Genomic DNA, 14,207 nt, shown 5'->3' with positions numbered 1-14,207 from the left:
CGATCATGATGGCAGGCAGCAACCACTTGCATAGTCCGACCCGCTGCCGCTTGGAGGAGAGAACCATGGCATCAACCGGTCCGTTACCGCGCTTCGAATTCGATCAGAGGCTGGGCGCCTTGCCTGATTGGAAGCGTGATGACTTGGGTTTGCGGGCGGCTTACCGTTTCGATTGCGCGAGCACGGCCTTGCAGTTCATTGTCCAGGTAGGCCTGCGCGCCGAGCAGGACAACCGGCATCCGCACCTGGAGTGGCGGGTTACCATCGTCGAGCTGCGCCTAACGCACAACCAGCCCGAGCATCTGGGAACACTGGACCTGGAATTAGCCCGCCATATCTCCATCGAGGCCGTCAAGCTCGAAGCGCAGGTTGTCACCGAGCACTGGTAGCCCCCGGCGTTCGGCCTTGGCGGCGGCGGGCCACCAGCAGCGAAATGGCGATGCTCTGCACCGCACCCACCAAAGCGCCCAGCGCCGTCATGGAAATGCGGTCGATGAGCAGGGACGCGGCCGGTTCAGGGCTGACCAGGTGGACCATGAGCAGTGCGGTGACCGTCATGAATACCATCCCCACCGCATAGTTGCGCAGAATCACCAGCTCGATGACGAACTGCGAGGCCAGCGCAGCGGCCAGGATTACCCAGACCGGGGAATCGAAGGCGAAAACTATTGCGGTCAGCGCTACGCCAATGCAGGTGCCTGCGCAGCGCTGCAGCCCGCGGGCTACCCGCGCATAGGCATCAGCGCCGGTGACTGCGGCGATCGCGCCGAGACTGGCCCAGTACCAGTGGCCGTCGCTGAGCAGATGCCCTGCGATTCCCGCCAGCAGCACGCCCGTGCCCATTTGGAGCGATTGGGCCATGGCCCGGCGCGAGGGCGACCAGGCGTATCCGGAGCGCAGGGTATGAAGCAGGTTGGCTTTGCGCATCGACAGGCCAAGCATCAGCAGCATGCTGAAGGCCATTGTTCCGCCGCCGGCCAGCAGCACCCCGGTGAAGCTTTGCGAAGTGGCCGGGATGCCCAGGCAGGCGCCGCCGGCGAAGACCGCGAAGACCGGTCCCGGCGGCATCCAGCGCGTGGCATGGGAGACGTAGTTGGCGCCAAAACCAATGAATGCCAGCACGAGCACGCGTACCGGGAACGGTGCCTCGATGAGCGAAAAATAGGTGCCCAGCAGCATTGCGGCCAGTTGCACGATACCTGCCGAGAGCTGCTGCCAGAAACGCGGCGCGTACGCGTCGAAACGGCCGAAGACCGCGCAGAAGGCGCCGAACGCTGCATACATTGCCCAGTCAAGGCGGCCAAGGCCGGCCAACAGGATCAGCGGCGCGGCCAGGCTGATCGTCGCCTTGGCTGCCGGGATGAGCGACGGGCGGTGAGGGGCCACGACGACGCTGCGCTGCACTATTTCTTCTAAGTGGCGCTTCACTGGCGTGCCTCGCCGTCCTGCGTAGCGACCAGCTGCAGCAAGGCGCGCAGCTGCTCCCGCTGCGGCTCATCCAATGCGCCGAAGACCTTGGCTTCGTTATGCGAGGCAGCCTCCATCGCCCGGGCAGCGAATTTCCGGCCCTCGGGAGTCAGCGTGATGACGTTGCGGCGGCGGTCCTCCGGATCAACTTCGCGTTCCAGGATCCCACGGCTCGACAGCTGATCGAGGTAGGCCACCAGATGGCCGCGGTTCACATTCGAGCGATCTGCCAAGTCGTTCTGGGAGATGCCGCCGAACTCCTCCAGCGCGCAGATGATGGTGAAATGATGCCGGGACAAGGACTCGGATTCCATCAGCTCGGTGAGCTCCTGGGTGCCGATGCGTCCGGCTCGGGCGGTGAGATAGCTCAGCGAGTTCCATTGGAACTGCGGAATCCGGTGTTCGTTCATCCCTTCAAAATATCATTTCAGCTTGAAACGATTTCGCCCTGAAGCAGTTTATTCGATGTATCTCACACGCAGCTGGCGCGCGTTCCATCGCCAGCTGCGGTCCGCGGAATCGTCGTCTTTTGGAAGGTGAGGGCTCGTTCTCCTTGGCCACGGCCATATTGCGCCGCCTGTCAGAGCCGAAGATCAGCCAGGAGGAATTTGGCGCCCAGCTCGCCGATGAGGATGGCCGGGGCATTGGTGTTGCCGGTGGTGATCTTGGGCATGATCGAGGCATCGATGACGCGCAGCCCTTCCAGGCCGCGTACCCGCAGCTGCGGATCCACCACGGCCTGCGCATCCGTGCCCATGCGGCAGGTACCCACCTGGTGGTGGTAGGTCACGACGTTGTTCCGAATGTAATCCTCCAGCTGCTCATCGCCGCGTATTTCTTCGCCCGGGTAGATTTCCCTCGCTCCCCAGTCCCCGGCCAAGGCATCTTGCTCCACCATCGCGCGGCATTGCTTCATCGATACCAGGAATGCCTGCATATCCCGCGGATCATCCAGCGCATTCAAATCGATGTTCACCGGGTCATCCAGGCCGGGCCCGCCCAGGGTGATTTCGCCGCGGCTGTGCGGGGTGACGATCCCGGAGTGCAAGGTGAAGGCAGTGCCGTCGACCGGTTCCATGCCCGGGGAGTACATGGGCACGGCGAAGAAGATCGGCTGGGTGTCCGGGCGATCCAGGCCCTCGCGGGATCGGGTGAACATGTGCGATTGCGAGACGGAGACCCCGGCACGCGGGGCGGGTATCGCGCGGGTGGTGGTTTCGGCAATCACCGGTGCCAGCAGGTGGTCATGCAGGTTCTTTCCGACCTGATCCAGCTCATGCAGCGGCATGACGCCCGCGGCTTCGAGCTCGGCCACCGGGCCGATGCCTGAGCGCAACAGGATTTGCGGGGATCCCAGGGCACCGGCGCTGAGCACCACCTCATCCGCGCGCAGCTCCTGCAGCTGCCCGCCGATCCGATAGCGCACGCCTACAGCGGATCCGGATTCGAGGATCACCGAATGCACCTCGGCGTCCGTGATGATTTCCATGCACTCGCGCACCGGCTTCAGATAGGCCTTCCAGGTGTTGATGCGTTCGCCGCCAGCAACGTTGATCTGCTCCTTGGAAACGCCTTCCAGCTGCTCGCCGTTGTAGTCGGGATTGAATCCGATTCCGGACTGCACCGCGGCGTCGATAATCGACTGGTGGATCTCATCCAGCTCGTAGTCGTTGTCCACCGGCACCAGCCCATCGCTGCCGTGGAATTCGCTGGCGCCGCCAGAGAAGTTCTCGATTTCCTTGTAGATCGGCAGGACATTCTTCCAGGCCCACTGCTCGCCGCAGTCCTTGGCCCAGTCATCGAAATCCTGCGGGGCGCAGCGCACCCAGATGGTCGCATTCAGCGCGTGGGAACCGCCGAGCACCTTGCCCCGTGGCAGGTGCATCGGCTTGTTCGCTGCCCCGGCCATCGGGACGGTGTGGTAATCCCAGTCGTCCTTGCTATGCCACAGCTCGCCCATGCGCGAGAGGTCGTGGATGGCAGGGTTGGTGTCCTCGGAGCCAGCTTCGAACAAGGTCACCCGCGCCCCGGCATCCACGAGCCGGCGGGCGACCACCGAGCCAGCCGAACCTGCGCCTACGACTATGACCGACTTGCTGCCCATGGGTTTTCCTCCAGCTAGGATGCCTGCGAAACTTGTTTCTCCCAGCCTGTACAGGCCAGCGGGCTTTCCCTTGGCATCCGGCGCACAACAATTGGCATCGCGTGCGCGTTTTACCCTACGGGCCGCTTAGATCCCCTTGCGTGCCGCACGCAGTTCATCGACACGCACCAGCACCACGCCGCACACAATCAGCAGGCCGCCGAACAGCTGCACCGCACCAGGCAGTTCGGAGAGCAGCAGCCAAGCCCACAGCACCGCGAAAAGCACCTCGGTCAACGAGATGAAGCTGGCCACCTTGGACCCCAGTTCCCGGGCGGCCATCACACCGGTGGTGTAGGAGAACACGGTGGCGATCAGGATCAGCCCGGTCAAGGCCAACCACCACGGGGTTTCATATCCAGCAAATGATCCGCTGCCGGCGGCCCACTGCATTGGAAGGATTCCCAAGCCGCCAACCAGCAGCATGGTTAGCGCGCCAACGGCCATGCCACCGGCCGACAGCATGATGGGTGGCAGCGCGCCATCGACCTTGGCGCTAATGAAGAAGTAGACCGTCAGGCCCACCGCTGCCCCCAAGCCCCAGAGCACGCCGATCGGATCAATCCGCGTGGTGCCGGTCAGATCCAGCACCGCCACCAGGCCCGCCAATGACAATAGGATGCCAGCGATCGTTGCCGCCGACGGGCGCTTCTGGTGCTTGGCCCAGAGCACCAGCACGATGAGCACCGGAGCCAGATACTCCAGCAGCAAAGCCACCCCGACATCCAAGCGCTGCACCGCCAAGAAATAGCACAGCTGGCAGGCTCCCACTCCAAACAATCCGAAGAGCACAATCGACACCCAGTTGGTGCGCAGCAACGTCCAGCGGCCGCGCATCGCCAGGACCGCAGGGATCGCCAGGACCAGCGCGGCGCCGGCCATGCGTGCGGCCACGGCCGCAGTGGGACTCCACCCTGCTTCGAAAAGCCCCTTGGCGAAGGAGCCGGAAATCCCGAAGGCCGCGGAGGATGCCAGCGCAATCCAGATCCCCCGGGACTGGCTTTGACGCAGTACTGGACTGCCGGCAGTGGCGGCCGGAAGGCCGGAATCAGACAGGTCGCTCATGAGGATCTTTGAAGTCTTTCGCGGAGAATTTCATGCCGCCGTTAAGGGGCAAATGGGGGTATGAGCATGACGATACGGTTAGGCTTGAGTGGCAGTCAATCTACCCAGCTTCCAGGAACGAATTATGACCTTTGCACCAGATATCGAAGCTTCATTGAAGTCCGTGGTGAACCTTCTGAATACCGAGGTGCAAATCGTGGATATGCTCTCCACCGTCGCTGATCTCGATGAGTTCCTTGATGCCGAGAATTTCGAAGGCTCCCGCGCGCACAACCAGGCAGAGCTTCGCTCCATTCGCCAGTTGCGTTCCCAGCTGAAGAACATCTGGATAGGTACCGAAGAAGAATCCGTCTTCCGGGTCAATGCGATCCTGCGCAACGCCAACGCCCAGCCTCAATTGATCAAGAGCGAATCGCTGGGTTACCACCTGCACGCCACCACCAACAGCACCCCGCTCTACGACCGCATGGCCGTGGACGCCGCGATGGCACTGGCGGAAGTGATCCGCTCCGGCGGATTGCAGCGGCTGCGGATCTGCGCCTCGGAGGACTGCGAGGCGGCCCTGCTGGATCTGTCGCGCAACCGCTCCAAGCTGTACTGCGATACCGGCAACTGCGCCAACCGCGAGCACGTGCGCGCCTACCGTGCGCGCAAAGCCGGAAAACGTATCGACTAGCCAGAACCCCGACACTGAGCACACCAAGTCTAGTTTCGTCCGTGATCGGCCAGCACGTGGCCAAAATGGCGTTGGGCGATGCCCCTCGCCTTTTACCTTGCCCGGGCCATATGATGAACACACAACCGGGATACCGGCAGTTGCAGTAGTGGAAGGGGCAGGTCATGACTCAGGAAACCCACGCTTCGGATGATTACGAGGCACGGATAGAAGCAGCTGAGAGCGGACCATTGAAAGCCGCGGCCCGCTGGGTTGTAGCTCTGGCTTCTGCCACGCTGGGCGATGCCGAGTACGAAGCGAACGAGCCCCAGGTAGTCGTGCATTCCCGCCAAGACGATTCGGTACTGCTGCGCATGACAACCTCCAGCCTCGAAGAAGCTGAGCGGCTGATCGTCCAGATCCGCGCGGATTTGGAGGCCTTGGGCACCGAGGAGTTCAAAGCGGAATGGGAAGGCGCAGGCGACAAGCCCTAGCTGGATGGGCCAGCGGCTAGTTTTCGACAAGAATCCCGTCGATATCCGCATACACCATCGCGCCCGGTCGGACCTTCACATCCCCGATGCTGATCACTTCATCCACCGAACCGTGCGAGCGCTTGACGGTTTTGCGCGGGTTGCTGCCCAGTGCCTTGATCCCGAGTTCCATCTCAGCCAGTGCCGCACGGTCGCGTACGGCGCCGCTGATGATGACCCCGGCCCAGCCATTGGCTTCGGCATTCGCGGCAATCATGTCACCCATCAGGGCGTAACGCAGGGATGCTCCCCCCTCGACCACGAGCACTGCGCCATTGCCCGGGAAGCTCAGGATCTCCTTGACCAGGCCGTTGTCCTCATGGCACTTCACGGTACGTGCCGGCCCGTGGAAGGACAGCCGCCCGCCAAAGTCCTGGAATTGAGCCGAGACGGACTGCAGTGCATCCCCATGCTGGTCGTAGAGGTCGGCGGTGCTGATCGGTTCCTGGTGCATGGTGTTTCCTTCATGAGCTGCGATAGTGGTCCACCACACAGCTTAGCCCGCAGTGCCCGCAACCCCAGCGCATGACGAAAGTGTCAGAGATTCAGTTCCGCTTCATAGGCCTTGGCGTCCAAGGCGCCGAGGCGCGAATTGCGGCGGCCGAAGCCCAGATAGATCGCAGCTCCCACAGCCATCCAGATGGCGAAGACCAGCCAGGTGATGCCAGCCAGGTTGAACATCAGGAACAGGCAGGCAGCGATGCCCAGAATCGGGGTCACCGGATACAGCGGGACGCGGAAGGTCCGCGGGGTATCCGGCTGGGTTTTGCGCAGGTACATTACCGAGACACCTACCAACGAGAAGGCGAACAGGGTGCCGATGCTGGTCGCTTCGGCCAGCTGGCCCAGAGGAATCAGCGAGGCGGCAATGGCCACGACCGCGCCGGTGACGTAGGTGCCGATGACCGGGGTGCGGGTGCTGGGCGAAACCTTGGCGAAGAAGCGAGGGATCAATCCGTCGCGGCCCATGGAGAGCAGGATGCGGGTCTGCCCGTACAAGGTGGTCAGCACCACCGAGACGATCGCGATCACCGAGGCCAGGGCGAAAGCCAAGACCATCCACTTCTGTCCGGTGATTTCGGAAACAATCTGCACCAGGGCGGCTTCTGACTCGGCGAACCAGTTCCACTCCCGGGCGCCAATGGCAGCTACGGCAACCAGCACGTAAATGGTGGTTACCAGCACCATGGCGATCATGATTGCCCGCGGCAGGTCCTTCTGCGGATTCTTGGCTTCCTCGCCGGCGGTCGAGGCCGCGTCGAAGCCGATGTAGGAGAAGAAGACCATGGACGCTGCCCCGGTCACGCCCGCGGCGCCCATGGGCAGCAGCGGAGCGAAGTTCCCGGCATTGAAAGCGGTGAAGGCGACCACCACGAAGAAGACGAGGATGGCGATCTTCACGATCACCATGACGGTGTTGGCCAGTGCCGATTCGCGGGCACCGCGAACCAGCAGCAGGGTCGCCAAGATGACCACGATCAATGCCGAGAGGTTGATGACGCCGCCGTCGCCCGGGCCGGCGGCCAGGGCTTGGGGCAAAGCCAGGCCGAAGATCTCCAGCGTCTGGTTCACGTAGGCGCCGGCACCCACCGCCACCGCTGCCGCGGAAACTGCGTATTCCAAGACCAGGCACCAACCGCACACCCAGGCCATGCCTTCGCCCAGCGTGGCGTAGGAATAGGAATAGCTGGAGCCGGAGACCGGGACCATGCCCGCCATTTCGGCATAGGAGACCGCCGAAAGCAGCGCGGTGATGCCGGCCAGCACGAAGGCGATCCAGATCGCCGGGCCGGCGACCGGAACGGCAGATCCGAGGATCACCAGGATGCCGGTGCCCAGAGTGGCTCCGACGGAGATCATGACCAGCTGGGTGACGCCCAGCGAGCGCTTGAGCGTCCCGAGCCCGGCGTTGTTCGCGGCGTCGTTGGCCATCGCCTGGATGGACTTGCGCCGTCGCAGCTGCTTGCCCAGTGGGGTGCGGCCATGCTGATCAGAGATACTCGTGCTACTCACTTGAAATCCTTGGTGCGTGCTTGAGGCGTCCTGCCTCGATCAATTGGCCCGGCAAACGACAACGCGCTGGGACTATCTGTGGATGGACAGTCCCAGCGCGTCATGCCGCGTGGCTAAGCTTTATTATCAGTCTTCAAACTTCTTGTCCGGGTTGGATGAGGATCGGTTTACCCCGGTCCCCTTTCCCAGGTCAGGATCATTGTCCTTGGCAGCCATGGTCATCACCGAGATGACCAGCAGGCTTGCGACAAAGGCGATGCCGAAACAGGCCAAACCGATATCGAAGCGCAAGGGATTCTGCGATCCGCCGGTGGAGCTAACCAAGCCGACCACGCCGGCGACGATGGCCAGGATCAGCGAGAAGCTCAGTGGGCCCTTGATTGACTGGCTCCACGGTTGCTTCTTCTTGTTGTTTCCCACCAGGAACTCCGTTTCTACTTTTACTGCAGACCTAAAGACTAGTTGCTTTCCTGGTCCGGCGAATTGATCGTGGTCGGGGCGGCTGCCTTCGTTTCATGGCGATGGCCGAAGGCGGCAATCAGCGCGAAAACGGCCAGAACGATAGTTCCGCCGCCAATCAGGCCGAACAATGCGTGCGCATCCATGCCACCGCTGAAGCACAGCGAAATGGCCAAGATCACGCCCACCGCGCCGGTAACCAGCTGGTTCCTGAACGGCGGGAAGGCCTCGCGATGCTTGGCAAAGACGATGAGCTCGGCAATGCCTCCGGCCAGGAATGCAAAGGCACCCACATAGCCGACCCAGGCAATCGAGCTGACGAAGATGGTGGCGATACCAGCCAGAAGCATCAATCCCGCACCCAGCGCGTAGGGGGCGCGCGACTTCTCCGGCGCGCTTTCCACAGATACGTACTGCCACATGAACACGCCAGTGACAACGAGGAACGCTGCCGTGGAGTAAGTGACAACCTTGTCATCTGCGCCGATCCAGAAAATCGACATCAGGGCATAGGCCAGGGCTGTCAGGCCGCGCAGGAATACTGGGCGGAAAACTTCTGAAGCTTGAACTGGGGTGGTTTTTGGTGCAGGCACAATTTCTATTCTACCGCTCATAGAACTAACCGCCACTTCGCCCGGGGTTAATCACATCAGCCACGGCGGCGAATCAGCGACTGGTCCAGATCCCCGATGCTCGCCGCGCCCATCAGCTGCATAGTCACTTCCACTTCCTTGGCCAGCAATTCGATGGCACGGCTGACGCCTTCCTCTCCCCCAGCCATCAGGCCGTAGAGGTAGGCGCGGCCAATCAGCACGAAGTCCGCTCCGGCGCACAGCGCGGCGACAATGTCCGCGCCGGACATGATGCCCGAATCCATGATGATTTCCATGTCCTCACCGACTTCGGCACGCACTTCGCCCAAGGCCTCGAAGGCGATCGGCGCGCGGTCCAGCTGCCGGCCGCCATGATTGGAGACCACCAGTCCGTCAGCACCGGCGGCCTGGGCCTTGGCAGCGTCTTCGCTGGTGAGCACGCCCTTGACGAAGAGCTTGCCCTTCCACAGCTCGCGGATCCATTTCAGATCCTCGAAGTCCAGGGAGGAATCGAACATGGAGTTGATGATCGTTGGCAGGTCTGCCGACGTATCCGACAATGATGCGAACTTCAGCGAATCGGTGGTCAAGAAGTTGTACCACCATTCGGGTCGGTACGACGCATCGAGCACGGTCTTCACGGTCAATTCCGGCGGGATCTTCATGCCGTTGCGGGTATCGCGGTGGCGCTGGCCGGCCACCGGGGTGTCCACGGTGACCAGCAAGGTGTCATAGCCCGCTGCAGCGGCACGTTCCACCAGCGCCCTGGACTTTTCCCGGTCCTTCCACAGATAGAGCTGGAACCATTTGCGGCCCTCGGGTGCCGCCTCGGCGACCTCCTCGATGGATCGGGTGCCCATGGTGGACAGGCTGAAGGGAATCCCTGCTTTCTGGGCAGCCCGCGAGCCGCCGATTTCGCCCTCGGCGTGCATGAAGCGGGTGAAACCGGTGGGGGCGATGCCGAAGGGCAATGCCGATGGGGCACCGGCAATGGTGGTGGAAAGATCCGACTGCGCGGTTCCGTGCAGGATTCGCGGCAACAGCTCAACGCTGTCGAACACCGCTCGGGCGCGGGTTGCGGTGATTTCTCGCCCGGCAGCGCCATCTACATAGTCGAAGGCCGCGGCGGGGGTGCGGCGCTTGGCGATCTTGCGCAGATCCCAGATGTCGGCGGCACCGGCCAGGCGGGCGGCGCGAGGGCTAGTGGAGGGGAGCTTGAACTTCATCAGGCTGACCAGTTCGGCCACGTCGGGCAGTTGGCGCTTGAGATTACCCATGGATTGTTCCTTTACTTCGGTAGAAATTGCCGGTCTAGTACAGGGTGCGCGAGCTTGCGCGGGTGCCGATGAAGATTGCAATGGCCGAGGACAGGCAGCACAGCGCCAGGTATCCCGCTGGCATCGCGATGGAGCCGTTGCCCGTCTGCAAGAGCGCAGCGGCAATCAGCGGCGAGAGCCCAGCGACGATGGCGCCGTTCAGTTCGCGCGCGATGGCAATCCCGGAGAAGCGCACCGAGACGGGGAACAGCTCGGTGAGGAAGGCCCCTTGGGCACCGGAAGTGCACGGGATCACCAGCGCGTAGCCGGCAGCGATGCCCAGGAATCCGAAGGCGAACTCGCCGGTTGAGATCATCGCGAAGATCGGGAACGCAAGGATCAAACCTGAGATATTCCCGGCCGCCAGGACCTTGGATGCGCCGAACCGATCGGCCAGCCAGCCACCCACCGGGGTGAGCACGACGGAGACCAATGAGCCCAGGGTGACCGCCAGCAGCGCATGGCTTCGCTCCATGCCACTGGTGACCATCAGGCTCAGCGCGAAGACCGCAAGGATGTAGTTGACAGCATTGTGCCCGGTGATGGCCAGGAAGCCCAGGATGACCCGGCGCCAATGCCCCGAGAATACCTGCACGATGGGGAGCTTGGCCTGCTGCTGCTCGGCACGGGCCGAGGCCATGGCGGCGGCATAGTCAGGGGTCTCTTCCAGCTTGTTGCGGATGTAGATGGCCACGACGAACAGCAGTGCCGAGACCAGGAATGGGATGCGCCAGGCCCACGCGAGCAGTACCTCGTCACCGGCCAGCGAGACCAGGAAGAAGCACACGGTGGCCAGGGCGATGCCCAGCGGCGGGGTGGAGAGCACCAGCGAGGTGTAGAACCCGCGTTTTCTCGGCTCCACGTATTCGGCCACCAGCGTCATGGCACCGGTCAGTTCCGCGCCAGCGCCGAATCCCTGGATCAGGCGCAGCAGCACCAGCAGGCCCACGGACCACACGCCCCAGGTCTGCGCGGTCGGCAGCAGGCCGATGCCCACGGTGGCGATGCCCATCAGGATGACCGAGAGCAGCATGGCCGGGCGGCGCCCGAACCGGTCCCCCAGGTGGCCGATGAGCACACCGCCCAGCGGGCGGGCCACGAAGCCCACCGCGAAGGTCGCAAAGGACGCGATCGAGGCCGCCGCTTCTCCGGCTCCGGCGAAGAACAGCGGACCGATCACCACCGATGCGGCCGCGCCATACAGCGCGTAGTCGTACCATTCAATGGCCGTGCCGAAGACAGAGGCGAACAGGGCCCGGCGCCGGTTGCGCGCTTGCTGCGTGCTGGCAGAGTTCTGGGTGATCGGCACAGTCGTAGTCCTTGCGATAAAGTGGTGTTCCGTAAGATACCTGAAATATATTTCATCCCAGACTAGAGTGTTGCCCAGAGCGATAGCTAGATCAGGTCGCCAAGTTACGCCCCTTAGGAATCGGAAAACCATGGCCAGCTCGCTCTCCGAACAGCTCACGCTCACCTTGCGCGAACGCATCAACCGCGGGGAACTTGCCCCGGGAAGCCTGATCATCGAACCGGCACTGGCCCAGGAGTTCGAGGTCTCCAAGACCCCGGTGCGCGAGTCCCTGCGCCAGCTCACCAGCGAGGGCCTGCTGCAGGTGCTGCCCAAGAAGGGCTATCTGGTTCGCGCCATCTCGATGAATGATGTCTATGAAGTCCTGGAACTGCGCAGCTTGCTCGAACCGCATGTGGCGGGGCAGGTAGCCAGCATGCATTCGGCGGCGCTTGTAGTTTCCCTGGCCGGGCACCTTGAAGCCCAGCAAAAGCTGGCGGTCTCCGACCCCATTGCCTCCATGCATGCCGCCCAGTGCTTCCATAGCGAACTGGCCGCGGCATCGCGCAACTCCCGCATTGTGGACAGCTTGGAGAACTGCTTCACGCAAACCGCCCGAGCCCACTACGTGTTGCCTTCCATGCAGCCATACATGTCCCAATCGGACGAGCTGGCCGAGCACCAGTCGATCTTTGCCGCCATACAGAATTCAGATCCTTCAGCGGCCGCCGAGGCCATGACGCTGCATCTGGAATCCATCCGCCGAGCCATGCTGGGACATCACTAGCGGCCAACCATTGATGCATCATGGGCAGGCACACAGCATCGCCGTGCTCGCCGGTAGATGATGCCCGATAACCGGAGTGAGAAGCTTGGCGGGCACGACGCGATCTTCTTCGGCGCAGTGGGGCAACCTCCTGCAATTCCGCCAGCCAGGGGACGTGGACTTCTTCGTGGTCCGCGAGAACATCTTCGAAGGCACCGAACGCGAGACCCTCGTCCGGGAAACGGCAATGACCCGTACCGGTATCGGCCGCACCCTCAGTCCAACGCACTAGTCGTTGCCCAGCCCGGATCCGGGTGGCCGAGGCACGACCAGTTCACTGCACCCATGCGGTCGCCCATGAGATTGCCGCCCAAGCGATGAAGCTCCAGGGTAATCGCTGGCGAGCGGCCCGGTGGCCTGGGTTCAGCTGCCCAACCGCATCCAAGCGCTGTTCCTGGCACGCAGGGACAGGCTCACGCCGCGAGCTGCCATGTAGCCGATGGCGAAAGCAACCCAGATCCACAAAATCGCTGACGTGGAATCCTTGGCAAAGACCTGAACCGCCCAGAGCATCGGCACGTAGAGAACAAGGTTGGCTATGCCCACCAACCCGAGATAGCGGGCATCCCCCGCACCGATGAGCACGCCGTCCAGCACGAACACCAAACCGCACAACGGCTGGGACAATGCCAGCACCCACAGCCCAACGGTGGTCAGCTGGCGGATCTGCTCATCCGGGGTGAAGATCATCGGGAAGACCCACGAGGTGGCAAGCAGCAGGATCCCGGTTACCACGCCGAAGCAGATGCCCCAGCGGCTCATGATCCCGGTGAGCTTGCGGACCTGCTCTGCATCCCCGCGGCCCAGCTCCTGGCCAATCATGGCCTGGGCCGCAATAGCCAACGCATCCAGTGCAAAGGCCAGGAAACTGAAGATCGTGAAGACCAGCTGGTGCGCTGCCAGTGTCTGGGTGCCGGCGTTGGTGGCGACAAGAACCGTGAGGAGCAACGCCGCGCGCATGCTCAGGTTGCGCAGCATCAACCAGGAACCGACTTGCCCGGTGGAAATGAACCCGGACCAGCTCGGCGCCATGGAAATTCCTTGCTTGCGGATTCTTGGCAAGATCATCCACAAATACACCACCGCCATCATCCACTGGGCGATCGATGTGCCAAGCGCGGCACCGGCTACGGACATATCGGCCCAGTAGACCAGCACGAAGTTCAGGACGATATTCAATCCGAAGCCAGCGGTGGCCACGATCAACGGTGTTTTCGTGTCCTGCATGCCACGCAGCACGCCGGTGGCTGCCAGGACCAGCAGCATCGCGGTCAGGCCAGGCATCGAGTAGCGGATGTAATCGACGGCGAATCCAGCGGTTTCCCCTTCGCCGCCCATCAGGCCCACAAGCCGATCGGCACTGAAGTATCCGAGCAGCGACAGCACCACCCCGAGGACTACGGCAAACCACATGCCATCACGGCCCGCCGCCATGGCCTTGCCGGGATTGCCAGCACCCAGGGCTCTGGCTACAGCTGGCGTGGTGGCATAGGCCAAGAAGATCATCAACCCCACCGCTGTGTGCAGCACCGTGGTGCCCAGTGCGGCGCCGGCCAGCTCGGCCACGCCAAGGTGGCCCACGATGGCCGAATCGGCCATCAAGAACAGCGGCTCGGCGATCAAAGCGCCCAAGGCGGGAACGGCCAAGGCAAGGATCTGCCAGGCCAAGCTCCGCGGGGATTCGGTGGGGGTTGAAGGATTCACAACCTCAACTCTACGAAGCAGAGTGGACTTTCACCATTTGCTTGCGCGCAGGAGGATTCCCGGTGCAGTCCTCTTTCCTGCGTCCGGAGCGAGTACTAGGTTTGGAAGCAAGCAGGGCACAGCCAGCACCGCCACCAGAAAACAG

The 14,207-nt window shown here is 62.8% G+C and carries 16 protein-coding genes; 5 read left to right on the top strand and 11 right to left on the bottom strand.

Features of this window, described 5'->3' with window-relative positions; genetic code table 11:
• Positions 1–65 precede the first annotated feature (65 nt).
• Positions 66–389: a 4a-hydroxytetrahydrobiopterin dehydratase gene (locus tag ACP3TE_RS09640; protein WP_402696779.1), complete on the top strand. Its 324-nt coding sequence runs from the start codon at positions 66–68 to the stop codon at positions 387–389.
• Here ACP3TE_RS09640 and ACP3TE_RS09635 read toward each other — a convergent pair.
• The 4 genes from ACP3TE_RS09635 to ACP3TE_RS09620 form a co-directional block, all read right to left on the bottom strand.
• On the bottom strand, positions 373–1,428 hold the full coding sequence (locus ACP3TE_RS09635; protein ID WP_332502702.1) for an FUSC family protein: 1,056 nt from the start codon (positions 1,426–1,428) through the stop codon (positions 373–375). The two genes, ACP3TE_RS09640 and ACP3TE_RS09635, sit on opposite strands and share 17 nt — an antisense overlap.
• Positions 1,425–1,877: a MarR family winged helix-turn-helix transcriptional regulator gene (locus ACP3TE_RS09630; RefSeq protein ID WP_105662061.1), complete on the bottom strand. Its 453-nt coding sequence runs from the start codon at positions 1,875–1,877 to the stop codon at positions 1,425–1,427. The genes ACP3TE_RS09635 and ACP3TE_RS09630 overlap by 4 nt, the downstream gene beginning before the upstream one ends.
• Before the next feature lie 170 nt (positions 1,878–2,047).
• Complete coding sequence (locus ACP3TE_RS09625) at positions 2,048–3,571, bottom strand: GMC family oxidoreductase (protein WP_105656106.1); 1,524 nt, start codon at positions 3,569–3,571, stop codon at positions 2,048–2,050.
• A gap of 126 nt (positions 3,572–3,697) precedes the next feature.
• Positions 3,698–4,675: an EamA family transporter gene (locus ACP3TE_RS09620; protein WP_426733358.1), complete on the bottom strand. Its 978-nt coding sequence runs from the start codon at positions 4,673–4,675 to the stop codon at positions 3,698–3,700.
• Between the two features lie 124 nt (positions 4,676–4,799).
• On the opposite strand from ACP3TE_RS09620, the gene ACP3TE_RS09615 reads away from it, so the two are divergent.
• Positions 4,800–5,351: a CGNR zinc finger domain-containing protein gene (locus ACP3TE_RS09615; RefSeq protein WP_105656104.1), complete on the top strand. Its 552-nt coding sequence runs from the start codon at positions 4,800–4,802 to the stop codon at positions 5,349–5,351.
• A gap of 164 nt (positions 5,352–5,515) precedes the next feature.
• Positions 5,516–5,824 (top strand): hypothetical protein, encoded by a 309-nt coding sequence (locus tag ACP3TE_RS09610; RefSeq protein WP_105656103.1) that lies wholly within the window; start codon positions 5,516–5,518, stop codon positions 5,822–5,824.
• Between the two features lie 16 nt (positions 5,825–5,840).
• Here ACP3TE_RS09610 and rraA read toward each other — a convergent pair whose 3' ends face one another.
• From rraA to ACP3TE_RS09580, 6 genes are all read right to left on the bottom strand, one after another.
• On the bottom strand, positions 5,841–6,317 hold the full coding sequence (gene rraA, locus ACP3TE_RS09605) for a ribonuclease E activity regulator RraA (RefSeq protein WP_426733355.1): 477 nt from the start codon (positions 6,315–6,317) through the stop codon (positions 5,841–5,843).
• 83 nt (positions 6,318–6,400) lie between these two features.
• Entirely contained in the window at positions 6,401–7,795 is a 1,395-nt protein-coding gene (locus tag ACP3TE_RS09600) for an amino acid permease (protein WP_286134064.1), read from the bottom strand.
• A gap of 207 nt (positions 7,796–8,002) precedes the next feature.
• Positions 8,003–8,296 (bottom strand): hypothetical protein, encoded by a 294-nt coding sequence (locus ACP3TE_RS09595; protein ID WP_286134039.1) that lies wholly within the window; start codon positions 8,294–8,296, stop codon positions 8,003–8,005.
• Between the two features lie 38 nt (positions 8,297–8,334).
• Positions 8,335–8,928 carry a DUF308 domain-containing protein gene (locus tag ACP3TE_RS09590; protein WP_332499084.1) on the bottom strand — a complete coding sequence of 198 codons (594 nt, stop codon included), beginning with the start codon at positions 8,926–8,928 and terminating at the stop codon, positions 8,335–8,337.
• Between the two features lie 56 nt (positions 8,929–8,984).
• Positions 8,985–10,205 carry an alpha-hydroxy acid oxidase gene (locus ACP3TE_RS09585; RefSeq protein WP_105662066.1) on the bottom strand — a complete coding sequence of 407 codons (1,221 nt, stop codon included), beginning with the start codon at positions 10,203–10,205 and terminating at the stop codon, positions 8,985–8,987.
• A gap of 34 nt (positions 10,206–10,239) precedes the next feature.
• Positions 10,240–11,553: an MFS transporter gene (locus ACP3TE_RS09580; RefSeq protein WP_426733352.1), complete on the bottom strand. Its 1,314-nt coding sequence runs from the start codon at positions 11,551–11,553 to the stop codon at positions 10,240–10,242.
• A gap of 130 nt (positions 11,554–11,683) precedes the next feature.
• Here ACP3TE_RS09580 and ACP3TE_RS09575 point away from each other — a divergent pair, with 130 nt between their 5' ends.
• The gene (locus tag ACP3TE_RS09575) at positions 11,684–12,319 is read left to right on the top strand and encodes a GntR family transcriptional regulator (RefSeq protein WP_105656097.1); all 636 of its coding nucleotides are present in this window, start codon (positions 11,684–11,686) and stop codon (positions 12,317–12,319) included.
• An 85-nt stretch (positions 12,320–12,404) separates the two neighbouring features.
• Positions 12,405–12,590: a hypothetical protein gene (locus ACP3TE_RS09570; protein ID WP_332489049.1), complete on the top strand. Its 186-nt coding sequence runs from the start codon at positions 12,405–12,407 to the stop codon at positions 12,588–12,590.
• 131 nt (positions 12,591–12,721) lie between these two features.
• On the opposite strand, the gene ACP3TE_RS09565 is transcribed toward ACP3TE_RS09570, so the two are convergent.
• On the bottom strand, positions 12,722–14,062 hold the full coding sequence (locus ACP3TE_RS09565; protein WP_332489050.1) for an MATE family efflux transporter: 1,341 nt from the start codon (positions 14,060–14,062) through the stop codon (positions 12,722–12,724).
• Positions 14,063–14,207: the final 145 nt, after the last annotated feature.

Origin of the sequence: Glutamicibacter sp. 2E12 (assembly GCF_050030965.1) — a bacterium.
Classification (GTDB): Bacteria; Actinomycetota; Actinomycetes; order Actinomycetales; family Micrococcaceae; genus Glutamicibacter.
This window is presented reverse-complemented; position numbering and strand designations above follow the sequence as displayed.